The following is a 24334-nucleotide window of genomic DNA, read 5'->3' as shown; positions in this document are numbered from 1 at the left end:
ATGATGGATCACAAGGGTTTCAATGAATTACACGGCATCCAGATGATGTTGACGTCCACCGCTGGCGCCCTGCACAAGCTGGCCAACGGTTGGGAAAGGGGTAGCGGCTTACTCAGTTCGCTCGGTGAGCGTCTAAAACCAGAACAGCGAGAGTTACTGCGCAATGCCGCACAACTCATTGATTCGATCGGCCATACCCTGGCCCATGCGAAGGAAAAGCATGTTCGCTCAGAAAAGGATGCGAAGCGTCGGCAAGATGCACGTATGACACAGTCGAAACAGCTGGTCGCCATGACCTACCCATTACCCGCCAAGACTCAAGCGCAACGGCTTGAAATCCTCCAGGCTGCACTTATCCTGAATCGCGCCAGGCAGTTCTACACCTCATACAGCACCCTCGATTTCAATCTTTACCTGAGAAATGGCCTCGCAGCTCCAGAGCGTCTCCATGGCGCATCGCTGGAACGCTACCGTTCGGACAACCTGAGATCCCTGCGCTACACCCTGATAGACGACGTCACCCACCATCTGGCCTACGACGACGGTTGCTCGGTCGTAGACCGTTTGCGACGCCTGCAGGAAAAAGTCGCCGATGCAGTAGCACAGACCCCCTTGACTGCGCAGGAACGTGAAACGCTGCGCCTGTGGAAAGAAGCCTTCTGCGCCGACTCGGCGAAGCACGCCAACGCAATGTAAGAATCGTCTGATTCAGAGCCTGCCCAGGCCGCGCCAGAATCGCAGGATGACAACCTCTCCCCTGTTCCATCCCGTCGCTCGCCGGCTCATGGCCTGGGTCGCCCTCATCCTGGCGATGATCGCCTGCTCGCCGGTACAGGCCGATATCACCTTCGATGGCTTCACCCGCTTCATCTTCGAGGGCTCGCAGAAGCAGTTGCCGGTGATCATCGTCAACCAGAGCGACGAGCCGGCGCTGGTGCAAGTCAAGCTCGACTGGGGCAACAAGGCGCCCACTGCGGCGCTGCCCATGGCGGTGACCAAGCCGCTGCTGCTGATTCCCGCCAACGGCAAAGCCTCGACTGGCGTGCTCTACCAGGGGCTGGGCCTGCCGGACGACCGCGAGTCGTTCCTACTGCTCAAAGTGCTGCAAGTGCCGAAGAAGGCCACCGACAGCAATGCCATGGCGCTCGCCCTGCAGCACAACCTCAAGCTGTTCTACCGCCCTACCTTGCCCGGCTCGCCCGAGGACGCCGTCGACCAGTTGCGCTGGTCGGCCAGCGCTGCCGGTGGCTACGAAGCCCATAACGCTTCGCCCTACTACCTGACGCTGACCGAGGTCGCCTTGCGCGACCGCTCGGGGGCTACCTGCGGGCAGGTCATCGACCACCTGATGGTCGCCCCGTTCTCGCACTACGCGTTACCCGCCAACGGCTGCGACAGGCCTGTGGCGCAGGTGGCTTACGCCTTCATCAGCGACGCCGGCCTGCCCCATCCACGCCAAAGCGGCCTCACGTTCTGATCCCCGGAAGGCCTTGCCATGTTCAGCAGACAGTTACTCTTCATCGGTTTTCTATTCTTCCTGAGCATCCCCAACAGCTACGCGCTGAAATGCCAGAAGTCGGGCTCGTCACTGATCAACGACACCACCACCATTACCGACACCGCTGCGGTGCCCAACTCGTTACCGGCGGGCACCGTACTCTGGCGTCAGCCGACACAACGCATCAATGTCGAATGCTGGGTAGACATCAATGGCATGCCCGGTGAAAACATTTACTTCTACATGAACCCCAACAAAGTCAGCCTGGGCAATGACATCGAGATCGGCGTCACCTACGAAGGCAAGGATTATCTCTACTCCTCGCTACCTGGCGGCAAGTTGAACATCGGCTGGTTCGTGAACGGCTGCCCAGAAAACGACACCTGCGGCTGGAAAAAAGAAAGCAAGGCGATGACCTACTCATTGTTCTTCGTCAAGAAGTCACCGGCCGGCGACAACAAGGAAGGCCCCATGACCTCGCTTGCCGATTACCGGGCGTTCCAGTTCGATGGGGTCGGCGGTGTACGGCCCGGCTTGAGTTACAACGTCACCGCCAAGGGCTTGAACAAGTTTCGCTACTTGCCCTGCGAATCCTCGATCAGCATCCAGCCGAACGTGATCAATTTCGGCGCGATCCGCACCTCGGGGGCCACGGTGGGGGCTACCATCAATGAAGTGCCATTCACCATTACCGAGCAACGCACCTGCCAGGCGGCCTATGGCCTGGGCGGCTATCTGGAGCCGCTGACGGCGACCTTGAACACAGCCCAGGACACCCTGATCCCGAACGACAACAAATCGGTGGGCATCAGCTTGATCAACGAAGATGACCAGCGTGCGTTGTTGTTCAAGAAAGAGTTCGTGCTGACCCCGAAGACCACCTCGACCACCAACTCGCACAATTTCCTGGCACGTCTGAAGTGGATGACCACGACGCCGACCTTTGGCGAGTTCAATGCCGGCGCGACCCTGGATATCTTCTACAAGTAAGCGGCAAGCTTGCGATCACGGCGGCGGCGCTGAAGCCGCCAACCCCAGCAGTTAATGGCGCAAACGAAAAAGCCCGCTTCCGTTGCCGGAAGCGGGCTTTTTCTTACTGCGTATGGTGGGTCGTGTAGGATTCGAACCTACGACCAATTGGTTAAAAGCCAACTGCTCTACCAACTGAGCTAACGACCCGTTGGATGGCGCGTATATTACTGATTTCTCAGAGGAAATCAACACCCCATCGCATTTTTTTCAAAAATACCGGGTCGGGTCCTCGACCCCGGCAGCCTTGAAGCCGTCGGCGCGCAGGCGGCAGCTGTCGCACTTGCCACAGGCGCGGCCGTCATCATCGGCCTGGTAGCAGGACACGGTCAGGCTGTAGTCCACGCCCTGGGCCAGGCCGGCCTGGACGATCTGCGCCTTGCTCAGGTTCTGCAGCGGCGCCTGGATACGGAAGCCCTGCCCTTCGACACCGGCCTTGGTGGCCAGGTTGGCCATGCGCTCGAAGGCCTCGACGAACTCGGGGCGGCAGTCCGGGTAGCCGGAATAATCCACGGCATTGACGCCAATGAAGATGTCGCGGGCTTCGAGCACTTCTGCCCAGCCGAGGGCCAGGGACAGGAACACGGTGTTACGGGCCGGTACATAAGTCACCGGAATCCCTTCGCTCGGCGCCTCGGGTACATCGATGCTGCTGTCGGTCAGGGCCGAGCCGCCAATGCCATCCAGGTTCAGGCCGATCACCTTGTGTTCGACCACGCCCAGGTCGCGGGCAACCCGCGCCGCGGCATTGAGCTCGGCGCGGTGGCGCTGGCCGTAGTCGAAGCTCATGGTGTAGCACTGGTAGCCCTCGGCCTTGGCCATGGCCACCACGGTGGCCGAGTCGAGGCCACCGGACAGCAGGATTACCGCACGTTTGTCAGTCATGTCTTTCTCCTCAGCGCCCAGGTTCGTCGTTCCACAGCAGCTTGTGCAGCTGCAGCTGGAAGCGCACGGGCAAGTTATCGGCAACGATCCAGTCAGCCAGGTCACTGGCCTTGATCTGGTGATGGCTGGGCGAGAACAACACCTCGCCGGCGCGCTCGGCCAGGTTGTACTGAATCAGCTTGGAAACCGCCCAATCGTAGTCCTCACGGGAACAGATGACGAACTTGACCTGGTCGTTGCGGGTCAGTAGCTCGATGTTCTCGTAGCGGTTGCGGTGCGACTCCTCGGAGCCTGGGGTCTTGAGGTCGAGCACCCGGCTGACCCGCGTGTCGGTGCCGCTGATATCGAGGGCGCCGCTGGTTTCCAGCGACACTTCGTACCCGGCGTCGCACAAGCTGCGCAGCAATGGCAGGGCATTGGGCTGGGCCAGCGGTTCGCCACCGGTGACGCAGACGTAGCGCGGCTTGAAGCCGGCCACCTGCTCGAGCAGCGAATCGAGGGTACGCAGGGTGCCGCCGCTGAAGGCGTAGGCGCTGTCGCAGTACTGGCAGCGCAGGGGACAACCGGTCAGGCGCACGAAAACCGTGGGCAGCCCGGCCGTTCGCGTTTCACCCTGCAAGGAGTAAAACACTTCGGTGATGCGTAATGTGTCTTGCATGATCGCCACGGGCGTGACAGCTGAACAGGCTGTCCGCCTCCGTCAGGCACTGTCGCGGACTCGACATGGCGTTATCCGCGGCAGCGTGTTTAGGAAAAAAGGTCGGTGATTCTAACGAAAAAACCCGCGACAAGCGCGGGTTTCTTTCGAATGGCAAGCTTCAGAGCTTCTGCAGGTCGCGTTGCGCCAGTTGCGCGGCGGACGTGCCGGGGTACTGGGTGATGACCTGTTGCAGAATGCCCTTGACCTTGTCGGTGTGGCCTTGGCGGCGCTCGACGTCGGCCAGCTTGTACAGCGAATCCGGCACCTTGCTGTGCTGCGGATACAACTGGCTGACCTTGGCGAACGCCTGGCCTGCGCCAGCCAGGTCACCCTTGGCCAGGTTGACCTCGCCAAGCCAATACTGGGCGTTGCCGGCGTACTGGCTGTTGGGGTACTTGCGCAGGAAGGCGTTGAACGCCTGGCTGGCCTTGTCGAAGTCCTTCTGCTTGATCAGGTCGAAAGCGGCGTCGTAATACAGCTTCTCTTTCGCCGGATCACCCGGCTCGCTGCTGGCGGCCGGTGGCTGCGCGGCGCTGGCGCCGGCGGCGGCACCCGTGGCTGCGTTGTTCGCGCCACCGGTGGAAGAATTGTCTGGAGTCGCGGCAGGCGCGGCACCGCTGCCAATGCGGCGGTCGAGATCCTGATAGCGCTCGAGGTTTTCCTGCTTCATGCGCGACACATCGTTCTGCAGCTCTTCGATGATGCCTTGCTGGCGGGAAATCTGGTCCTGCATCTGCTGCAGCTGCATGAACAGCTGGCCATTTGCAGAAGCAGGGGCCGAAGCCCCTGCTCCGGCATAGGCGCCGCTCGTGCCATAACCCGCAGGTGGATAGCCACCCGCGTTGTCATCTACTACGGGAACCGCAGCCCACGCCGAAAGGGGCAGGCTGAGTGCGAGGACGGTTACAGCACGGCGGCACATACGCATAAGAACTTACTTACGCAGTTCTACGCGACGGTTCTGAGCCCAGGACTGCTCGTCGTTGCCGGTGGCAACTGGACGCTCTTCGCCGTAGGAGACCAGTTCCAGCTGAGCTGGGGAAACGCCCTGCAGAACCAGGTAGCGTTGAACGGCCTTGGCACGACGCTCACCCAGAGCCATGTTGTACTCGCGGGTGCCGCGCTCGTCGGTGTTGCCTTCCAGGACAACGCGGTTGCCGTTGGACTTCAGGTCCTTGGCGTGAACGTCCAGGGCGCGCATGGCTTCTGGCTTCAGATCCGAGCTGTCGTATTCGAAGTAGAAGGTGGTGATTGCGCGCAGGGCGGCTTCTTCGCTCAGGGAACCGTCGACAGCGCCAGTGTTGGCACCGTAGCCAGCGTTCGGGTCAACAGCGCCTTCACCAGCGTTGTCACCGCCTTTCGAGGAGCAACCTACAGCTACAGCCATGGCCAGAGCCAGCGCAGCGAATTTACCAAACTTCAGCATTTCCATCGTGAAACTCCTAATGAAACCCCAGTGTGTTAAGCAAAAATATTACGCCGCAATCAGTTCAGGTAAGGGGACCAGGACGGTTCTCTGACTTCGCCTTGAGCGGTAGGAAGTGGGAGCCTCACACGGCCGTTAAGCGACACGAGCATCAAGACTCCCCGGCCCTGCTGGCGGGTGGCGTAGATTAGCATGGTGCCGTTTGGCGCAACAGTGGGAGACTCATCAAGACTGGTCTCGGAGAGAATCTTTACACTTCCGCGTTGCAGGTCCTGGGCAGCCACCTTGAAGTTGGTGAAACCCTGCTGGCGATGGATCATCACCAGGGTCTTCTCGTCCGCCGACAGTTTCGGGTTGGCGTTGTAGTTACCGACGAAGGTCACGCGCTCGGCACCACCGCCACCAATCGACTGTTTATAGATCTGCGGCTTGCCGCCACGGTCGGAGGTGAAGTACAGGGTGTTGCCATCCTTGCCCCAGAACGGCTCGGTGTTGATGCCCGGGCCTGCGGTGACACGGGTGATCTGGCGCGAGGCCACGTTCATCACGTAGATGTCCGGGTTACCGTCCTTGGACAGCACGAACGCCAGGCGGGTACCGTCCGGCGACCAGGCCGGCGCGCCGTTCAGGCCTTCGAAGTTGGTGATCTGCTCTCGGCGACCGGTGTCGATGTGCTGGACGAAGATGCGCGGGCGCTTCTGCTCGAACGACACATAGGCGATACGCTTGCCATCCGGGGCGAAGCGCGGCGACAGGATCGGCTCACGGGACTGCAGCAGGGTCACCGCGCGGGCACCGTCGTAGTCCGAACGCTGCAGGGTGTAGCGGGTGTTGTTGGTGGAGAAGCGCTCGGCGGTCACGTACAGCATGCGGGTGGAGAACGCACCCTTGATGCCGGTGAGCTTCTCGAACGACTGGTCGGCGATGTAGTGCGCCATGTCGCGCAGCTGGTCGACGCCGCCAGCCACGCTGCCGGTCAGTACCTGCTGCTCGGTGGCGACGTTGAACAGCGCGTACTGCACCTGCAGGCGGCCACCGGACGGCACGATGCTGCCGACCATGATGTATTGCGCGCCCAGCGCTTTCCAGTCGCGGAAGATCACTTCGCTGGCCTGGGTCGGCAAGCTGATCATGTTCTGCCGCGGGATCGGCGAGTAGTAGCCGGAGTTGCGCAGGTCATTGCCGATGATGTCGGCCATGTCCTCTGGCAGCACGCTGCCACCCTGCAGGCCGAACGGCACTACCGCAATGGGGGTGGCCCGGTCGCTACCGCTGGTGACCAGGATGTTCTTTTCCTCTGCCACAGCCAGGCCTGCCACGCAGCAGAGCAAGACCAGGAGTCCTCTCAGACGTTTAATCACAACGCTAGATCCTCAGGTGTAAATGTCATCTTGAATGAACGATACGGATTGAATTCGTTCGGCTTCAAGCCCTGCATCTCGGTCAACCGACCAATGTTCTTCACCGCGGCCACGGCCGAGCTGTCGAACGGACCGTCGCCACTGGATTTGGCCACGCTCACGTTGGTGATGGTGCCGTCTGGCAACATGTTGATCTGCAGAACTACCGTCATGCCCTTGCGCGCAGATGGCGGACGTGCCCAGCCCTCGGCCGCGCGCATGCGGATCAGGTCGTCGAAGTCGCCGGCCACCTGGTCACCCTGCTCGTCGGCCAGCGCCTGCTGCCGCTCGGTGGTGTCGGACAACAGCTCGGCCAGTGCCTGTGCCTTCTTGTCTTCCGCCGCCTTGCGGGCCGCTTCCTGTGCCTTTTTCTTCTGGGCGTCTGCCGCGGCCTTTTTCTTGGCCTCTTCAGCTGCCTTCTTCTTCGCGTCCTCGGCCGCCGCTTTCTTCTTGGCGTCCTCGGCTGCTTTTTTCTTCGCGTCTTCGGCGGCTTTCTTCTTGGCCTCTTCCGCGGCTTGCTTCTTGGCTTCCTCGTCGGCCTTCTTCTTGGCCTCTTCCTCGGCCTTCTTCTTGGCGATGTCGGCCTGTTGCTTTTCAGCGGCCTTCTTCGCTTCTTCAGCTTTCTTGGCCTCGGCGGCCTTCTTCTGCTCGGCGGCCTTGGCGGCCTCTTCCGCCTTTTTCGACTCGGCGGCCTCGCGGGCCTCCTCGGCCTTTTGAGCGGCGTCGGCTTTCTTTTGTTCCGCAGCCTTCACGGCCTCCTGCTCGACCTTCTTCTGCTCGAGCTGCTCGACCTCGGTCTGGCGCGAAGCCGTCTTCTTGGCTTCCCCGGCAATTTTCTGATTGGTCTGGGTGGTCGCCTGGCTCTTGGACTTGAGCTGGTAGAGCGTGGCCTGGACGATCGGCTTGGACGGCGGCAGCTCCGGGGTCATGGCGAAGCTGACGAACAGCATGCCGAACACCAGCACGTGCAGCGCAATGGCCCAGACACTGGGCCAGAAATAGCTTTCCGAGGCGGATGGCTCTCGCTGTTGCATCAGGGCGCCTCGGTAATCAGGCCAACGTTTCCGACACCGGCCTTCTGCAACCCGCCCATGGCGCCCATGACCGCGCCGTAGTCGACGGCCTTGTCGCCACGGATGAATACCTGGGTCTGCTTGCCCTGGTCACGGCCGGCGGCGATGATCTTGGTCACTGCACTGGTCATTTCCGGCAAGGTCATGGCCTTGTCCATCTGCTTGTCGGTGTCGACTTCGCTGCCAAGGTTCCAGTAGTAGGTCTTGTCGGCCTTGATCGAGATGGTCAGGACCTGGACGTTGTTGTCCTGCGGCAGGGCTTCGCTGGAAACCTTGGGCAGGTCGACCTTCACGCCCTGGTTGAGCATGGGGGCGGTCACCATGAAAATGACCAGCAGCACCAGCATCACGTCGATGTAGGGCACCACGTTCATCTCGGCGACCGGCTTGCGTTTGTGGCGAACTCGGGCCATGGGTTTCTACCTGATCACTCTTCGCTGGTGTGTACTTTGCGGTGCAGGATCGCCTGGAACTCGTCGGCGAAGGTGTAGTAGCGGCCAATCAGCACTTCACTGCGCGCAGAGAAACGGTTGTAGGCGATGACCGCCGGGATTGCGGCGAACAGGCCGATCGCGGTCGCCACCAGGGCCTCGGCGATACCCGGAGCCACGGTGGCCAGGGTCGCCTGCTGGGCGCTGGCCAGGCCGCGGAACGAGTTCATGATGCCCCACACGGTGCCGAACAGGCCGATGTACGGGCTGGTCGAACCGACGGTGGCCAGGAACGGCAGGCTCTGCTCGAGCTTCTCTTCCTCGCGGGAAATGGCCACGCGCATGGCACGGCCAACACCTTCCATGACCGCGTCCGGGTCGACACCCGGCTGCTGGCGCAGGCGCGAGAACTCCTTGAAGCCGGCACGGAATACCTGCTCGACACCCGAGTCCGGATCAGGGTTGCTGCCTGCCTGGCGGTACAGCTTGGACAGGTCGATGCCCGACCAGAAGCGCTCTTCGAACGCGTCCAGCGCGCGACGGCCGGCACGCAGCATGGTGCTGCGCTGGAAGATCATGATCCACGAGGTGACCGAGGCGGCCACCAGGGTCAACATGACCAGCTGAACCACGACACTGGCATTGGCGACCAGGCTCCACATGGAGGTATGGTCGACGACGTTTGCTTCCACGCTTATTCTCCTGCGTTGGATTGAGTACCCGTGCCGTCCGCCAGGAAGGCGTCACGCAGCGCTGGGGGAATGGCCCGGGGTTTGAAAGTGTCGGCACGCACGGCGGCCACCAGAAACTGCCCTTCGCAGAGCAGCGTTTCATCCTTTGTGCGCCATACCTGCTGCACGAAGCGCAGGCTGGCGCGGTTCAATTCGGTGACTTGCGCGGTGACCCGCAGTTCGTCGTCCAGCCGCGCCGGCGCGTGGTAGCGCGCTTCGCTGGAATGGACCACGAACAGTAGATTGTCCCCGGCCAGCTCCAACTGGGAGAAACCCAGGTGGCGCAGGCGCTCGGTACGCGCGCGCTCCATGAACTTGAGGTAGTTGACGTAGTACACCACCCCACCGGCGTCGGTGTCCTCGTAATAGACGCGACAGCGGTGTGCGAACGGTTCCAGCCCATTTTGCGCGCGCATACTCTAGTGCTTACTCCTGTACTTGCCAATCCGCCCCGGCAACTGTTTTTGCATCGATAATGTCGTATTGCCAGCGAGCTGCCGACATGCCAGCGGTAGGACCACGAAACTGGCGATTCGATCTGTCATTCATCGTCCTGCGCGGCATATTCCCCGCCTTCGCAGAAGCGCCCGGGGATATTCAGGCCGAAATGCAGGTAGGCATGGCGGGTGACGACCCGTCCACGCGGGGTGCGCATGATGTAGCCCTGCTGGATGAGATAGGGCTCGAGCACGTCCTCGATGGTATGGCGCTCCTCGCCGATCGCCGCGGCAATGTTGTCGAGCCCTACCGGACCGCCGTCGAACTTCTCGATCATGGTCAGCAGCAGACGCCGGTCGGAGTGATCGAAGCCACGTTCGTCGACATCCAGCAGGTTCAGGGCCATGTCCGCGACCGCCTTGGTGATCTCGCCCTTGCCACGTACTTCGGCAAAGTCACGCACCCGCCGCAGCAGGCGATTGGCGATCCGCGGCGTGCCCCGCGCCCGACGGGCGATCTCGAATGCGCCCTTGTCGTCCATCGGCAGCCCGAGAATACCGGCCGACCGACTGACAATGGTGGCCAGGTCCTTGTTGCTGTAGAACTCCAGGCGCTGGACGATGCCGAAGCGGTCGCGCAACGGGTTGGTCAGCATACCTGCACGGGTGGTGGCCCCGACCAGGGTGAAAGGTGGCAGGTCGAGCTTGATCGAGCGCGCGGCCGGGCCCTCGCCGATCATGATGTCCAGCTGGAAGTCCTCCATCGCCGGGTAGAGCACCTCTTCGACCACCGGTGACAAGCGGTGGATCTCGTCGATGAACAGCACGTCATGAGGTTCGAGGTTGGTCAGCATCGCCGCCAGGTCGCCCGGGCGCTCGAGGATCGGGCCCGAGGTGCTCTTGACCGACACGCCCATCTCCTGGGCGATGATGTTGGCCAGGGTGGTCTTGCCCAGGCCAGGCGGGCCGAAGATCAGGGTATGGTCGAGGGATTCGTTGCGCCCGCGCGCGGCCTGGATGAACAGCGCCATCTGCTCGCGCACCACCGGCTGGCCGATGTACTCGTCCAGGCGCAGCGGGCGGATCGCGCGGTCCTGGACCTCTTCGCGGTCGCGGCCACTGGCGGCGATCAGGCGGTCGGTTTCGATCACTTGGCAATCATCCCTTTAAGGCTGCGACGGATCAGCTCCTCGCTGCTCAGGCCGGCCTTGTCCTTGATCGCGGCAATCGCCTTGCTGGCTTCCTGGGGCTTGTAGCCCAGGGAGACCAGGGCACTGACGGCGTCGGCCTCGGCCGAGGACTCACTGGCCGCCGGCAGCGGGCCGTCGGACACCAGGGTGAACATCGCCGGGGAGGTTTCCCAGGCCTTGAAACGGTCCTTGAGCTCGACCAACAGGCGTTCGGCGGTTTTTTTACCGACCCCCGGCACGCGCACCAGGACCGAGGCGTCCTGGGCCTGCACGCAGCGCACCAGTTCGTCCACTTCCAGGCCGGACATCAGCGCCAGCGCCAGCTTCGGCCCCACGCCGTTGAGACGGATCAGCTCGCGGAACAGCTCGCGCTCGCGCTTTTCGGCGAAGCCATAGAGCAGGTGGGCGTCTTCGCGTACCACCAGGTGGGTGTGCACGGTCACTGGCTCGCCGACCTTGGGCAGGCGGTACAAGGTGGTCATCGGCACTTCCAGCTCATAGCCCACGCCGTTGACGTCGATAATCAGGTGCGGCGGTTGTTTCTCCGCCAAAGTGCCACGCAAACGTCCAATCACGTTCCGATCCTTCCTCTCGGGCGCCGGTCGAAAACCGGTCCACCCTATCAGCAAATGCGCCGGGTGAGCGCGCCACCCGGACAAAATGTGTATCAGCGCATGAAGCGGCTACAGACGCAAGCGCCCGCCGCGCCGCCGCGCCGTCGTCAAGCCATGGGGAATCAGGCTGGAGCGGGTATGGGCATGGCACAGGGCGATGGCCAGGGCGTCCGAGGCATCGACCTGGGGCTTTTGGGTCAGTTTGAGCAGGTGCATCACCATCAGCATCACCTGCTCCTTGTTGGCGCCACCGGTGCCGGCCACGGCCTGCTTGACCTGGCTGGCGCTGTACTCGGCGATCTCCAGGCCCGCCTCGGCGGCGGCGACGATGGCCGCGCCACGGGCTTGGCCCAACTTGAGCGCGGAGTCGGCGTTACGCGCCATGAACACCCGCTCGATGCCCATGGTCACCGGGCCGTGCTGGCGGATGATCTCGCTGACGCCGCGAAACACCACCAGCAGGCGGTCATGCAGTTCGCCATCGCCGGTACGGATGCAGCCGGAGGTGACGTACTCGCAGCCGCGCGTGGTCTGGCGGACCACGCCGAAACCGGTGATGCGCGAGCCGGGGTCGATACCAAGAATCAGGGTCATAGTGCCTACGAATATGTACGGATTTTTGCCGGCCTTATCGCGGGACAAGCCCGCTCCCACAAAGGCTACACCGCAAATTGGCGCAGCCCTTGTGGGAGCGGGCTTGTCCCGCGATCGAGCCGATTACCGAAACGATCAGCCGAGCATTTCCATGATCTCATCGGAAATCTGCGCATTGGAGTAGACGTTCTGTACGTCGTCCAGATCCTCGAGCATGTCGATCAGCTTGAGCACCTTTTCCGCGCCCTCCTGGTCCAACTCGGCGCTGGTGGTCGGCTGCATCACGATCTCGGCGTCGGACGCCTTGAAGCCGGCCTCTTCCAGGGCATTGCGCACGGCATAGAAGCTGTTGAACGAGGTAAACACGTCAAAGGAGCCGTCGTCGTTGACCACCACGTCATCGGCATCGGCCTCCATGGCGGCTTCCATCAGCGCATCCTCGTCGACCTTCAGTTCCGCGGCGAAGCTGATCTGGCCCTTGCGCTCGAACAGGTAGGCCACCGAACCGTCGGTGCCCAGGTTGCCGCCACACTTGGCGAAGGCATGGCGCACGGCAGCGGCGGTACGGTTGCGGTTGTCGGTCATGGCTTCGACCATGATCGCCACGCCACCTGGGCCGTAGCCTTCGTAGCTGAGCTCCTCGACGTTGTCGCTTTCGTTGGTGCCAGCCCCCCGGGCCACGGCGCGGTCGATGATGTCGCGGCTCATGTTGGCGCCCAGGGCCTTGTCCAGCGCCAGGCGCAGGCGCGGGTTGGAGGCCGGGTCGGGCCCACCCTGCTTGGCGGCGACGGTCAGCTCGCGAATCCACTTGGTGAAGACCTTGCCTCTCTTGGCATCCTGGCGCTCTTTGCGGTGCTTGATGTTCGCCCACTTGGAATGACCGGCCATAACGACTCCAAATCCTTGAAACAGAAACAGGTTCCGCCCCGAAGGGCGGAACGTGGGAACAGTGCGCCGAAGCGCCTGGGCGCATCCGCCGGGACGCGCCCGGAGCCGATTACTCGACCTTGGTCTGCTCACGCAGACGGATGTGCAGCTCGCGCAGGGCCTTGGCGTCGACCAGGCCCGGGGCCTGGGTCATGACGCACGCGGCGCTCTGGGTTTTCGGGAAGGCGATCACCTCACGGATCGACTGCGCGCCGGTCATCAGCATGACCAGGCGGTCCAGGCCGAAGGCCAGGCCACCGTGCGGCGGTGCGCCGAACTTCAGGGCGTCGAGCAGGAAGCCGAATTTCTCTTCCTGTTCGGCCGCGTCGATGCCCAGCAGGCGGAACACCGCTTGCTGCATCTCCTTGCGGTGGATACGGATCGAACCGCCACCCAGCTCGGTGCCGTTCAGGACCATGTCGTAGGCACGCGACAGCGCGGTGGCCGGGTTGGCCTCCAACTCTTCGGGGGTGCACTTGGGCGCGGTGAACGGGTGGTGCAGCGCGGTGAAGCTGCCGTCTTCGTTCTCTTCGAACATCGGGAAGTCGACGACCCACATCGGCGCCCATTCGCAGGTCAGCAGCTCGAAGTCATGACCCAGGCGAATACGCAGCGCGCCCAGGGCTTCGCTGACGACCTTGAACTTGTCGGCGCCGAAGAACACGATGTCGCCGTCCACGGCGCCTACGCGGTCGAGGATGTTGTTGAGGTTGGCCTCGGGGATGTTCTTGACGATCGGCGACTGCAGACCCTCGACACCCTTGGCGCGCTCGTTGACCTTGATGTAGGCCAGGCCCTTGGCACCGTAGATGCCGACGAACTTGGTGTACTCGTCGATCTTGCTGCGCGGCATGCTGGCGCCGCCCGGCAGGCGCAGGGCGGTAACGCGGCATTTAGGGTCGTTGGCAGGGCCGGCGAAGACCTTGAAGTCGACATCCTTGAGCTGGTCGGCAACGTCGACCAGCTCCAGCGGAATGCGCAGGTCAGGCTTGTCGGACCCGTAGCGGCGCATGGCTTCTTCGAAGGTCATGTGCGGGAACTCGCCGAACTCCAGGTCCAGCACTTCCTTGAACAGCTTGCGGATCATGCTCTCGGTGAGGCCCATGATCTCGCTTTCGTCGAGGAAGCTGGTCTCGATGTCGATCTGGGTGAATTCCGGCTGGCGGTCGGCCCGCAGGTCTTCGTCGCGGAAGCACTTGGCGATCTGGTAGTAGCGGTCGAAGCCGGCGACCATCAGCAGCTGCTTGAACAGCTGCGGCGACTGCGGCAGGGCGAAGAAGCTGCCGGCGTGGGTGCGGCTCGGCACCAGATAGTCGCGCGCGCCTTCAGGCGTGGCGCGGGTCAGGATCGGGGTTTCGACGTCGAGGAAGCCGTTTTCGTCGAGGAAGCGGCGGATGCTGCTGGTGATGCGCGAACGCAGGCGCAGCTTGTCGGCCATTTCCGGACGACGCAGGTCGATGAAGCGGTAGCGCAGGCGGGTTTCTTCGCCAACGTCGGAGAATTCGTTCAGCGGGAAGGGCGGAGTCTCGGCTTCGTTGAGTACCTTCAGCTCGTAGCCCAGCACCTCGATGCCACCGGAGGCCATGTTCGGGTTGACCGCGCCTTCAGGGCGCTTGCGCACCTTGCCGGTAATCTGCACGACGTATTCGCTGCGCACGCGGTCGGCGTTGGCGAAAGTCTCGGCGCGATCCGGGTCGAACACGACCTGGGCCATGCCTTCGCGGTCACGGATATCGAGGAAGATCACCCCGCCGTGGTCGCGGCGACGATGGACCCAGCCGCAAAGGGTGACTTCCTGGCCGTCCAGGGACTCGTTCAGTTGGCCGCAATAATGGCTGCGCATCATGATGGTGGTTTCGCTTCTCGTGATTCGTGTATTCGGTGGAGGTCTTGGCCGCCCAGGGGGCTAATACTGCAAGACCCGGGCGGTGCAATTCAACTCAGTCGGCCTTGTCGCCGCCTGCCAGATTCTTTTTTGCCCCGGTCTTGAAGTCGGTCTCGTACCAGCCATTGCCGCTGAGGCGAAAGCCGGGGACCGACAGCAGTTTCTTCAGCGCCGGCGCCTGGCACGCCGGGCAATCGGTCAAAGGCGCGGCGCTGATCTTCTGCAACACCTCCATCCGGTGTTCGCAGGCGGCACATTGATAGTCGTAAAGGGGCATGGTGTCTCTCGTCAACCACATCGCAAGCTGCCCACGGCAGCAAAGAGCGGGATTATATATGGTTAAGGAGTGCTGTGCAGCCCGCCTGGCGGTCAATGCCCGTCCGGCGCCTCCTGCAGCCAGGCCACGCAGATCACCCGCACCAAGCCGCTGAAATTTCTCACCCCGCCATGGCGCAGGTGCACCTCGCGGTCGATGTACGACAGCAACGCACTCACCGAACAGCGATTGGCCCCGGCAATCCGCTCGAGGATCCGCCAGTACACCGCCTCGAGCCGCAAGCACGTAGCAAAGCCATTGAGCCGCACCGAACGAGACACCGGGCCGGCCTGCCCCATGTCGAAATCGCGCTTGAACGGGTCGATGCGTGGCCTCGCCGCCCCCGCCCCGTGCCTTGCATTGCCATTGATCCCACCTGCCGCATGCTCCATCACATCGCTCCATCGTGACCTGATCACCCCCTCGCCGAACGAGCGGAATCCATGGCCTCAATGAAGCGCCGACATGCGAATGGATATCAGCAGCAAAATATTCCCCATAAACGAACAGGCCCGACACCCAAGAGGATGCCGGGCCCGGCTCAAAGGCAGTACAGGGTATTCAACCGGCAATCATTTCCCGTCGAGCAAAACGCGCAGCATCCAGGCGGTTTTCTCGTGCACCTGCATGCGCTGGGTCAGCAGGTCGGCGGTCGGTTCGTCACTGACCTTGTCGACCACCGGGAAAATGCTGCGCGCGGTGCGTACCACCGCCTCCTGCCCCTGCACCAACTGCCGGATCATCTCGTCGGCCGGCGGTACGCCTTCTTCTTCCTTGATGGAGGAATGACGGGCGTAGAAGGCATACGAGCCTGGCGCCGGGAAGCCCAGGGCACGAATACGCTCGGCGATGGAGTCGACGGCCAGCGCCAGTTCGTTGTACTGCTCCTCGAACATCAGGTGCAGGGTACGGAACGAAGGACCGGTGACGTTCCAGTGGAAGTTATGGGTTTTCAGATACAGCACGTAGGTATCCGACAACAGGCGCGACAGCCCGTCGACGATGGACTTGCGATCTTCTTCACTGATACCGATATCGATTGCCATGAAGTTCCCCTTTCCATAAGGCTTGGCGAGCAAGCGGGCAGCGGCCACTGTAGCAAGAGTTGCGCCGCCGCGCATGCGACACAGGGCTGCAGCGACAGCTCAGTTTGAGAACCTACTGCCTTTGCTGTTAAATAGGCAGCGTGCCACCCGTGCGGATTGTCAGGGCCGGGTGCATAGGCTGGACCGTCACGTTTTAGCGCCTACACCACACGCGCACCGTGCGACCAGCTCATCCTGTGATCGGCCTTATCAACGTGAGCCAAACCTAATGTTCAAGATCGTCCATCTGGTGACGGGCGTGGCGGCTTTGCTGCTATCGCTCATACCCAGTCTGAAAACTGACGCTACACCCTTCCTGCAACAACCCGAAGCCGTCTACCTGGCACTGCTCGGGCTGCTCAACCTGGTGCTGGCCCCGGCATTGCCGCAGTACTACAAGGCCATGCGCCAGCAACTGCAACGCGCCAGCTGCATCCTGCTGGTGCTGGCAGTGGTGCTGCAAACCCTCACCCTGCTGGCCCGCCCGGAGCTGGGCAACCTGCCGGCGCTGGCCTGTGCCGCGCTGGCGAGCGCCCTGCACCTGCTCGCAGGCTTCGTCCGTGGCACGCGAAAGGCCCGCTCAAGCCTGGGCAGCGCCCAGGACGCCGGCCTGCGCGATACCGGCACAGTGAAGTGGTTCAACACCTCCAAGGGCTTCGGCTTCATCTCCCGCGACTCCGGTGACGATATCTTCGTGCACTTTCGCGCCATCCGTGGCGAGGGCCACCGCGTGCTGGTCGAAGGCCAGCGCGTGGAGTTCTCGGTGATGCATCGCGACAAAGGCCTGCAAGCCGAGGACGTGGTCGCGGTTTCGCGCCGCTGACCACCCCGCCGCCGCCCTCAATAATGAGGCGGCGGCGCTTCCTCTCCCGCGCCGCCCTGCTGGCCGGCCATTTCCTCGTAACGCTTGATCAGCTCGGCCACCTGCAACTGCAGGCGGTCGATCACTCGGCTCTGCTCGACCACCACGTCATTAAGCGCTTGCAGGCTGTCATCCTGGAACGCCTGGCGGGTTTCCAGCTCGATCATGCGCATTTCCAGTTCCTGCGACATGCTCACGCCTCCTTGAAGCTTTCGCCCAGCAGGGCGCGCACTTGCTGACGGATGGTGTCGAGCTGCGCCGGGGTGTAAGCCACAGCCGGCACCTTGCCCCAGACCGGCGCCGGCCAGGCGGCATCGCCATGGCGCCGCACTATCACATGCATGTGCAGTTGGCTGACCACGTTGCCCAGGGTCGCGACATTCATCTTGTCGGCGGCAAAGGCATCCTTCAACGCCTCGGCCAGGGCGGTGGTTTCCTCCCACAGCTGGCGCTGGTCAGCCTCGTCGAGTTCGAACAGCTCACTGACATCGGCGCGGCGCGGCACCAGGATGAACCATGGATAGTTGGCATCCTTGCTCAGCAACAACTGGCACAGCGGCAGATTGCCCAGAACCAGGGAGTCCTGTTGCAGGCGCGAATCGAGGGTGAACACGGCAAACCTCCTTACAAAGGGTACAGCCCAGCCCTGCCGGCGGGCACAAGGGCGCAAGGATACTCTGCTTCGCCGCTATCGACACCCGTAGCACGCCAGTGGCGACCTACTTCGGTAACACAGCGCTACTTTTCGCACCAAAAAAGAGCCATCAGTCAAACAGCCACCACACATCCGTCACATAAAACAGCCAGGATCAACAGTTGTCGGTAACACCTTGACTTGAAAGGCAGCTTGTCGATGCACGGCTACCGCGCGTCAAGGCATGCCACCCGGACTGGCTACAGCCCCTGTTTGCAGAGGTTTCCAAGCCTGCGCCACCGGCTTTGTGAAAATTTCATCAAACGTTCGTGATTTTGAGCACGCTTGTTGCATTCGCTTCACAGCAGGTCGGCACGCCCCCTGCAAGGCAGGGTGGACGCGACAAATAACAACAGCGGCATCGGATAACCAGGGAGTTTCACAAGCCGAACTTTGTGTTTATACATTCATGACGGTTTTGAGACAGCGCTGGCGTTGTACGCCTATTAACAAGGCGTGATTTGCGACATGGAAACAGCCAACAGCGACATGGCCGTAAAGTTACCGAAAGGTTGTTTTACCCCATATCGCCAAGAATAGTCCGCGTGATATACATTTTCGCCGACATAACAAGAAAGAGCTGCCCCATATAATTAAAACACTGGGCGCAGCGGTACTCTTCCTAAAAAACCAAAGGAGCAAATCACGATGCGCGTGATGAAGTGGAGCATGATCGCCCTGGCCGTAGCGGCAGGGACTTCGCAGATGGCTGTCGCCTCTTCCCAGGACGAATCCAAGGGTTTCGTCGAGGACAGCAAACTGAACGTCAAGATGCGTAACCTGTACTTCAGCCGTGACTATCGCAACACCGAGTCGGCGAGCAACAAAGCCCGCGGCCTGCGCCACGACCAGCGCGAATGGGGCCAGGGCTTCATCGGCACCTTCGAGTCGGGCTTCACCCAGGGCACCGTGGGTGTCGGCGTCGACGCCATCGGCCTGCTGGGCCTCAAGCTGGACAGCGGCCGCGGCTACTCGGGCACCGGCCTGTTCCCCACCGGTTCCGACCAGCGCTCCCAGGATGACTACTCCAAGGGTGGCGTCGCGGTCAAATTCCGTATTTCCGACACCGTGCTGAAAGTGGGCGACCAGTTCACCGCCCTGCCGGTATTCGCCACCGACGACAGCCGCCTGCTGCCTGAAACCGCACAAGGCGCATTGCTCACCAGCAATGAGATCAAGGGCCTGACCCTGCATGCCGGCCGTTTCACCAGCATGACCGCTCAGTCCGAGACCGACCGCGACAGTATCAGTGACGGCCTCGGTCGCCGCGGCCTGAAGGAAGCGGACGTGTTCGGTGGCTCCTACGCCTTCACCGACAGCCTGTCGACCAGCCTCTACTACTCCAAGGTCGAAGACTACTGGCGCAAGTACTACGCCAACGTCAACTGGGCGCTGCCGATCTCTGACAAGCAGGGCTTGGTGTTCGACTTCAACATCTATGACACCAAGGGCGAAGGCGACAACCTGTACCGCGCCACCGCCGATGGCGACAAGCTCGACAACCGCGCCTACAGCTTCTCCGGCGCCTACAACATCGGCGCCCACACCTTCACCCTGGCCTACCAGAAAGTCACCGGCGACGGCGAATACGCCTACGGCATCGACGGTGGCGGCAGTATCTTCCTGGCCAACTCGGTGGCTCGTTCGGACTTCAACGCCGAAGGCGAAAAATCCTGGCAGGCTCGCTACGACCTGAACTTCGCCGAGTTCGGCGTGCCAGGCCTGACCTTCATGACCCGTTATGTCCGCGGTACCGGCGCGCACACCGGCGCCACCAACGACGGCAAGGAATGGGAACGCGACATCGACGTCAAGTACGTGCTGCAGGAAGGCCCGGCCAAGGACCTCAGCTTCCGCGTGCGCCAGGCCACCTATCGCTCCTCCGACGCGGTCTACTCCAACTCGCTGGATGAACTGCGCCTGATCGTCGAGTACCCGCTGAGCATCCTGTAAGCCGCCGCTTGCAGCGCTTCGCGAACAGAAGCCCGGCCAAGCGCCGGGCTTTTTCATGGCTGACAAGCGCACCGCCCTGGGGCATCCTGTACGCTTTCGTTTCGCCCCCGTACAATGCGGGGTCATTCAACATTCAGGCAATCGACACGGCTCACCATGCGCACCAGTCAATATTTGCTCGCCACCCAGAAAGAAACCCCGGCAGATGCAGTGGTCATCAGCCACAAGCTCATGCTGCGCGCCGGCATGATCCGTAAACTGGCTTCCGGCCTGTACACCTGGCTGCCGATGGGCCTGCGGGTGATGCGCAAGGTCGAAGCAGTGGTCCGCGAGGAAATGAACGCCGCCGGTGCCCTCGAAGTGCTGATGCCGAGCATCCAGCCCGCCGAGCTGTGGCAGGAGTCCGGCCGCTGGGAGCAATACGGCCCCGAATTGCTGCGCCTGAAAGACCGCCACCAGCGCGATTTCTGCGTCGGCCCGACCCACGAAGAGGTCATCACCGACCTGGCGCGCAACGAGCTGTCCAGCTACAAGCAGTTGCCACTGAGCATGTACCAGATCCAGACCAAGTTCCGTGACGAGATCCGTCCGCGCTTCGGCCTGATGCGTGGCCGCGAGTTCATCATGAAGGACGCCTATTCCTTCCATGCCGACCAGGCTTCCCTGCAGGAAACCTACGACCGCATGCACCTGGCGTACTCCAACATCTTCACCCGCCTGGGCCTGGACTTCCGCCCCGTGCAGGCCGACACTGGCTCGATCGGCGGCAACTATTCCCACGAGTTCCACGTCCTCGCCTCCTCCGGCGAAGACGACGTGATCTTCAGCGACACCTCCGACTACGCCGCCAACATCGAGAAGGCCGAAGCCATTCCGCGCGAAACCGTGCGCCCGGCGCCGACCGAAGAGCTGCGCCTGGTCGACACCCCGAATGCCAAGACCATCGCGCAACTGGTCGAGCAGTTCGGCCTGCCGATCGAGAAAACCGTCAAGACCTTGATCGTGCACGGCACCGAAGAAGGCAAGCTGGTCGCCCTGGTGGTCCGTGGCGACCACGAGCTCAACGAAATCAAGGCTGCCAAGCTGGAACAGGTCGCCGACCCGCTGGTCATGGCGTCGGACGCCGAGCTGCAAGCCGCCATCGGCGCTGGCGCCGGCTCCCTCGGCCCGCTGAACCTGCCGCTGGAATGCGTGATCGACCGCTCGGTAGCGCTGATGAGCGACTTCGGCATCGGCGCCAACATCGATGACAAGCACTACTTCGGCGTGAACTGGGAGCGTGACCTGCCGGTGCCGCAAGTCGCCGACCTGCGCAACGTCGTCGCGGGCGATCCGAGCCCGGACGGCCAGGGCACCCTGGTGATCAAGCGCGGCATCGAAGTGGGCCACATCTTCCAGCTCGGCACCAAGTACAGCGAGGCGCTCAAGTGCCAGGTCCTGGGCGAGAACGGCAAGCCGGTGGTGCTGTCCATGGGCTGCTACGGCATCGGTGTGTCCCGCGTGGTCGCTGCGGCCATCGAGCAGAACCACGACGACAAGGGCATCATCTGGAACGACGCCCTGGCACCCTTCCAGATCGCCCTGGTACCGCTGCGCTACGAAACCGAGGTGGTGCGCGAGGCGACCGACAAGCTGTACGCCGAACTGACCGCCGCCGGCTACGAAGTGCTGCTGGACGACCGCGACAAGAAGACCAGCCCCGGCATCAAGTTTGCCGACATGGAGCTGATCGGCATCCCGCACCGCATCGTCGTCAGCGACCGCGGCCTGGCCGAAGGCAACCTGGAGTACAAGCACCGCACCGAGTCCGACGCCCAGGCGTTGCCGCTCAACGAGGTGCTGACCTTCCTGCAGGCTCGTATCCGCCGCTGATAACTGTTGCGCGAGTGAACATGTCCAAGCGAAGTACCTATACCCTGGGGGGCGCCGCACTGTGCGGCGCCCTGTTCCTCGGCGGCTGTGCCAACCAGATGTCCCAGCGCAGCGACCACGAGGAGCGCGTCGAGCGCAAACTGCTCGAGCATAGTCTGCAGATCGATATCGGCGAGCCCAAGGTCATGGAGCTTCCGCAACGGCGCGTGCGCATCCACGAACAGCAGCGGTTCGAGGTCACCGAATTCGAGGTGACCCGCCACTACGACCGCTACACCCCCTACCAGCCTTGGCGGGAGATCTACGAGATCCCGCTGGGCGCGGTGGCGGTGGTGGCCGGCATCGGCGCCAACGTGGTCAATGTGTTCACCCTGGGCAACCTGCCTGACAGCGTCACCCATGACTGGCTCAGCTATGGCGTGGACGGGCTCAACCCGTTCATGAACGTGCCGTCCAACGGCCGCGCCCAGCAGAACCTGGCCGGAATCAGCGAAGTCGAGAAAGGCAAGCGCGAGGAGTTCACCAGCCTGCCGTGGAACGAGCGCCTGGTCGAGGTCAAGGCTGGCAACAAAACCCACGAGCTGACCACCGACAAGAACGGCGTGCTGCGCCTGAATCTGCTGGACAGCCCGTTCTCCGAGCAGAACCTCAACCACATCGGCACCCTGCACCTGCAAGTGGCCGATGAGGACAAGGGCGTGCGCGGCGATGCCAGCCTGCTGGTCAGCGGCAGCCTGCGCAGCAAGCTGCTCGAGGCCCACGAGCTGATCTTCGATGACCTGGAGGACGACGATGTCGGCCAGTGGGTGCATCGGGTCAAGCGCCTGTCGGAGCTGGGCCTGGAAGAGGAAGCCAGCGAACTGGAGCAGAGCCTGATCGAGCTGACCCGCAATGACCCAGAGCTGCAACAGGAATTCGTGCAGAGCCTGACCAAGGCCACCGGGCGACTGGTGGCCGACCCCGGCGCGCAGTAATAAGGAAAGGGCTGCCTTGCAGCCCATCGCCGGCGCTACAGGCGTTTGCGGGAGGGGCTCGCCCCGCGATGGGGCCGCGCGCCTTCCTTTATAGGTCGCCGAACAACTCCAGTTGCTCAAGCGCCCCGCGCAGATCCCGCAAGCGCACCCCCACCCCCAGCAAGCGTACCGGCTTGCCACCTCGGGCGAACGCCTGGCTCAACAACTGCCGATAGCTCTCCAGGTCGCGCCCCGCCCCCGCCTGCTCCAGGGTCGTCTGGCTGAAATCATGGAACTTGACCTTGACGAATGGCTTGTCCGGACGGTAACTGCTGTCCATCCGTGCAATACGCTCATTCAGGCTGGCCAACAGCGCCGGTAGTTTTTCCAGGCAACTGGCCAGGCCCGGCAGGTCTTGGTCATAGGTGTTTTCCACGCTCACTGATTGGCGCCGGCTGTCATTGTGCACCGCGCGCTCGTCGATACCCCGCGCCAGCCCCCACAGCCGCTCGCCAAAACTGCCGAACTCGCGCACCAGCGCCAAGCGCGGCCAATCGCGCAGCGACAGGCAGGTGTCGATACCCAACCGCGCGAGCTTGTCCGCCGTGACCTTGCCCACCCCGTGCAAGCGCGCTACCGGCAAGGCGGCGACGAATTCCTCGACCTGGCCCGGGGTAATCACGAACAGGCCATTGGGCTTGCGCCAATCGCTGGCGATCTTGGCCAGGAACTTGTTTGGCGCCACCCCGGCGGAGACGGTGATATGCAGCTGCTGGGCGACCCGGCGGCGGATGTCTTCGGCAATGCGCGTGGCGCTACCGGCAAACCATTGGCTGTCACTGACATCCAGGTAGGCCTCGTCCAGCGACAGCGGCTCGATCAGTTCGGTGTAGTCGCGAAAGATCGCGTGGATCTCCCGCGACGCCTCGCGGTAGGCCTCAAAACGCGGCTTGACGATCTCCAGGTCCGGGCACAATTTCAACGCATGCCCCGAGGCCATTGCCGAACGCACGCCGTAGGCACGCGCCTCATAATTGCAGGTGGCGATCACCCCACGCTGGCCAGGCTGCCCACCCACCGCCATCGGCCGACCGACCAGGCGCGGGTCATCGCGCATCTCGATGGCGGCATAGAAGCAGTCACAATCAATGTGGATGATCTTGCGCAGGGACATGGACGACAGCCACTACTGTAAATTCATACAGATACTACCCTAAGGCCATCTGACGAGACAGCCTGACGCCGACAATCGGGCTGAAAGCCCCGTCGCGACTGACCTGCGCCCTGATCAGGGGCGCTAAGGGATTGAACGAAAAAGGATTTTTTTGAATTAGTGCTTGACACCCCCTGGGAAATCCGTAGAATTCGATCTCACAGGCGCGGGATGGAGCAGCCTGGTAGCTCGTCGGGCTCATAACCCGAAGGTCGTCGGTTCAAATCCGGCTCCCGCAACCAGATTCAAGAAAAGGCCACTGTTTCGACAGTGGCCTTTTTTATTGCCTGATATTTACCCGCACGCGCCAAGCTTGCTGGCGAAGCAAACAGGGCCTGGCAGGGCACCCACTATGCCAGTGCTCGCCGGCAAGGCCGACCCCTACACCGCAACACTGAAAAAAATTACGGAAAATCAAAGCTTAACGCTTGACACCCAGCCTTGAATCCGTAGAATGCACACCACTGACGCGGGATGGAGCAGCCTGGTAGCTCGTCGGGCTCATAACCCGAAGGTCGTCGGTTCAAATCCGGCTCCCGCAACCATATTCGTCAGGACAAGCCCCG

General features: G+C 62.4%; 27 protein-coding genes and 3 tRNA genes. 9 read left to right on the top strand and 21 right to left on the bottom strand.

The genetic code is table 11. From position 1 onward, the window contains the following. The 3 genes from NJG22_RS12695 to NJG22_RS12685 are packed head-to-tail and all read left to right on the top strand — an operon-like array spanning position 1 to position 2488. Positions 1-696 (top strand): hypothetical protein, encoded by a 696-nt coding sequence (locus NJG22_RS12695; RefSeq protein ID WP_253094924.1) that lies wholly within the window; start codon positions 1-3, stop codon positions 694-696. Positions 697-742: 46 nt separating this feature from the next. Then, entirely contained in the window at positions 743-1477 is a 735-nt protein-coding gene (locus tag NJG22_RS12690) for a molecular chaperone (protein ID WP_253094923.1), read from the top strand. Positions 1478-1495: 18 nt separating this feature from the next. Beyond that, a complete protein-coding gene (locus tag NJG22_RS12685) occupies positions 1496-2488 on the top strand; it encodes a fimbrial protein (RefSeq protein WP_253094922.1) in 993 nt (330 codons plus the stop codon). Positions 2489-2601: 113 nt separating this feature from the next. On the opposite strand, the gene NJG22_RS12680 is transcribed toward NJG22_RS12685, so the two are convergent. The 18 genes from NJG22_RS12680 to NJG22_RS12595 form a co-directional block, all read right to left on the bottom strand. Further along, positions 2602-2677, bottom strand: a tRNA-Lys gene (locus tag NJG22_RS12680). 60 nt (positions 2678-2737) lie between these two features. Continuing rightward, positions 2738-3412 carry a 7-cyano-7-deazaguanine synthase QueC gene (queC, locus tag NJG22_RS12675; protein ID WP_217849381.1) on the bottom strand — a complete coding sequence of 225 codons (675 nt, stop codon included), beginning with the start codon at positions 3410-3412 and terminating at the stop codon, positions 2738-2740. 10 nt (positions 3413-3422) lie between these two features. Continuing rightward, on the bottom strand, positions 3423-4070 hold the full coding sequence (gene queE / locus NJG22_RS12670) for a 7-carboxy-7-deazaguanine synthase QueE (RefSeq protein WP_253094921.1): 648 nt from the start codon (positions 4068-4070) through the stop codon (positions 3423-3425). A gap of 160 nt (positions 4071-4230) precedes the next feature. After that, a complete protein-coding gene (gene ybgF / locus NJG22_RS12665) occupies positions 4231-5040 on the bottom strand; it encodes a tol-pal system protein YbgF (RefSeq protein WP_217849385.1) in 810 nt (269 codons plus the stop codon). A gap of 6 nt (positions 5041-5046) precedes the next feature. Further along, complete coding sequence (pal, locus tag NJG22_RS12660) at positions 5047-5544, bottom strand: peptidoglycan-associated lipoprotein Pal (RefSeq protein WP_008090230.1); 498 nt, start codon at positions 5542-5544, stop codon at positions 5047-5049. Positions 5545-5597: 53 nt separating this feature from the next. Beyond that, entirely contained in the window at positions 5598-6899 is a 1302-nt protein-coding gene (gene tolB, locus NJG22_RS12655; protein ID WP_253094920.1) for a Tol-Pal system beta propeller repeat protein TolB, read from the bottom strand. Then, positions 6896-7972, bottom strand: coding sequence for a cell envelope integrity protein TolA (tolA, locus tag NJG22_RS12650; protein WP_134689419.1), 1077 nt, complete (start codon positions 7970-7972; stop codon positions 6896-6898). The genes tolB and tolA overlap by 4 nt, the downstream gene beginning before the upstream one ends. Beyond that, the gene (gene tolR / locus NJG22_RS12645) at positions 7972-8424 is read right to left on the bottom strand and encodes a protein TolR (protein ID WP_023628694.1); all 453 of its coding nucleotides are present in this window, start codon (positions 8422-8424) and stop codon (positions 7972-7974) included. Before tolR ends, tolA begins: the two co-directional genes overlap by 1 nt. A gap of 14 nt (positions 8425-8438) precedes the next feature. Beyond that, positions 8439-9134, bottom strand: a complete 696-nt coding sequence (tolQ, locus tag NJG22_RS12640) for a protein TolQ (protein ID WP_253094919.1) — start codon at positions 9132-9134, stop codon at positions 8439-8441. 2 nt (positions 9135-9136) lie between these two features. Next, positions 9137-9589 (bottom strand): tol-pal system-associated acyl-CoA thioesterase, encoded by a 453-nt coding sequence (ybgC, locus tag NJG22_RS12635; RefSeq protein WP_217849389.1) that lies wholly within the window; start codon positions 9587-9589, stop codon positions 9137-9139. Positions 9590-9714: 125 nt separating this feature from the next. Continuing rightward, entirely contained in the window at positions 9715-10761 is a 1047-nt protein-coding gene (gene ruvB, locus NJG22_RS12630) for a Holliday junction branch migration DNA helicase RuvB (RefSeq protein WP_011535158.1), read from the bottom strand. Continuing rightward, positions 10758-11375: a Holliday junction branch migration protein RuvA gene (gene ruvA, locus NJG22_RS12625; protein ID WP_134689425.1), complete on the bottom strand. Its 618-nt coding sequence runs from the start codon at positions 11373-11375 to the stop codon at positions 10758-10760. The genes ruvB and ruvA overlap by 4 nt, the downstream gene beginning before the upstream one ends. 108 nt (positions 11376-11483) lie before the next feature. Then, positions 11484-12008, bottom strand: a complete 525-nt coding sequence (ruvC, locus tag NJG22_RS12620; RefSeq protein WP_253094918.1) for a crossover junction endodeoxyribonuclease RuvC — start codon at positions 12006-12008, stop codon at positions 11484-11486. Positions 12009-12143: 135 nt separating this feature from the next. After that, a complete protein-coding gene (locus tag NJG22_RS12615) occupies positions 12144-12896 on the bottom strand; it encodes a YebC/PmpR family DNA-binding transcriptional regulator (RefSeq protein WP_253094916.1) in 753 nt (250 codons plus the stop codon). 109 nt (positions 12897-13005) lie between these two features. Beyond that, positions 13006-14781, bottom strand: a complete 1776-nt coding sequence (gene aspS, locus NJG22_RS12610; protein ID WP_253094913.1) for an aspartate--tRNA ligase — start codon at positions 14779-14781, stop codon at positions 13006-13008. A 94-nt stretch (positions 14782-14875) separates the two neighbouring features. Further along, positions 14876-15097 carry a zinc ribbon domain-containing protein gene (locus NJG22_RS12605; RefSeq protein ID WP_253094911.1) on the bottom strand — a complete coding sequence of 74 codons (222 nt, stop codon included), beginning with the start codon at positions 15095-15097 and terminating at the stop codon, positions 14876-14878. Positions 15098-15189: 92 nt separating this feature from the next. Continuing rightward, entirely contained in the window at positions 15190-15435 is a 246-nt protein-coding gene (locus NJG22_RS12600) for a ribbon-helix-helix domain-containing protein (RefSeq protein ID WP_225935596.1), read from the bottom strand. 273 nt (positions 15436-15708) lie between these two features. Beyond that, positions 15709-16182 (bottom strand): Dps family protein, encoded by a 474-nt coding sequence (locus NJG22_RS12595; protein WP_003254783.1) that lies wholly within the window; start codon positions 16180-16182, stop codon positions 15709-15711. A gap of 268 nt (positions 16183-16450) precedes the next feature. On the opposite strand from NJG22_RS12595, the gene NJG22_RS24570 reads away from it, so the two are divergent. Beyond that, entirely contained in the window at positions 16451-17044 is a 594-nt protein-coding gene (locus tag NJG22_RS24570) for a cold shock domain-containing protein (protein WP_290444867.1), read from the top strand. Positions 17045-17061: 17 nt separating this feature from the next. Here NJG22_RS24570 and NJG22_RS12585 read toward each other — a convergent pair whose 3' ends face one another. Together NJG22_RS12585 and NJG22_RS12580 are read right to left on the bottom strand one after the other, a co-directional pair. Beyond that, the gene (locus NJG22_RS12585; RefSeq protein WP_253094909.1) at positions 17062-17274 is read right to left on the bottom strand and encodes a SlyX family protein; all 213 of its coding nucleotides are present in this window, start codon (positions 17272-17274) and stop codon (positions 17062-17064) included. Positions 17275-17276: 2 nt separating this feature from the next. Continuing rightward, entirely contained in the window at positions 17277-17696 is a 420-nt protein-coding gene (locus tag NJG22_RS12580) for an HIT domain-containing protein (RefSeq protein ID WP_253094907.1), read from the bottom strand. A gap of 729 nt (positions 17697-18425) precedes the next feature. Between NJG22_RS12580 and NJG22_RS12575 the strand changes: the two genes are divergently transcribed. The 3 genes from NJG22_RS12575 (at position 18426) to NJG22_RS12565 (ending at position 22576) form a co-directional block, all read left to right on the top strand. Then, the gene (locus tag NJG22_RS12575; protein WP_253094905.1) at positions 18426-19730 is read left to right on the top strand and encodes an OprD family porin; all 1305 of its coding nucleotides are present in this window, start codon (positions 18426-18428) and stop codon (positions 19728-19730) included. Positions 19731-19886: 156 nt separating this feature from the next. Next, on the top strand, positions 19887-21602 hold the full coding sequence (locus NJG22_RS12570; RefSeq protein ID WP_253094903.1) for a proline--tRNA ligase: 1716 nt from the start codon (positions 19887-19889) through the stop codon (positions 21600-21602). A gap of 20 nt (positions 21603-21622) precedes the next feature. Continuing rightward, complete coding sequence (locus NJG22_RS12565) at positions 21623-22576, top strand: hypothetical protein (protein ID WP_253094901.1); 954 nt, start codon at positions 21623-21625, stop codon at positions 22574-22576. An 88-nt stretch (positions 22577-22664) separates the two neighbouring features. On the opposite strand, the gene dinB is transcribed toward NJG22_RS12565, so the two are convergent. Further along, entirely contained in the window at positions 22665-23723 is a 1059-nt protein-coding gene (gene dinB, locus NJG22_RS12560) for a DNA polymerase IV (RefSeq protein ID WP_253094975.1), read from the bottom strand. A 210-nt stretch (positions 23724-23933) separates the two neighbouring features. On the opposite strand from dinB, the gene NJG22_RS12555 reads away from it, so the two are divergent. Then, a tRNA-Met gene (locus NJG22_RS12555) sits at positions 23934-24010 on the top strand. A gap of 226 nt (positions 24011-24236) precedes the next feature. Continuing rightward, positions 24237-24313: transfer RNA gene (locus tag NJG22_RS12550), tRNA-Met, on the top strand. Positions 24314-24334 lie beyond the last annotated feature (21 nt).

This window comes from Pseudomonas sp. VA159-2 (assembly GCF_024126635.1).
GTDB classification, from domain to species: Bacteria; Pseudomonadota; Gammaproteobacteria; order Pseudomonadales; family Pseudomonadaceae; genus Aquipseudomonas; species Aquipseudomonas muyukensis.
Note: the sequence above shows the minus strand (reverse complement) of the source record. Positions and strands in the feature narration are given on the sequence as shown.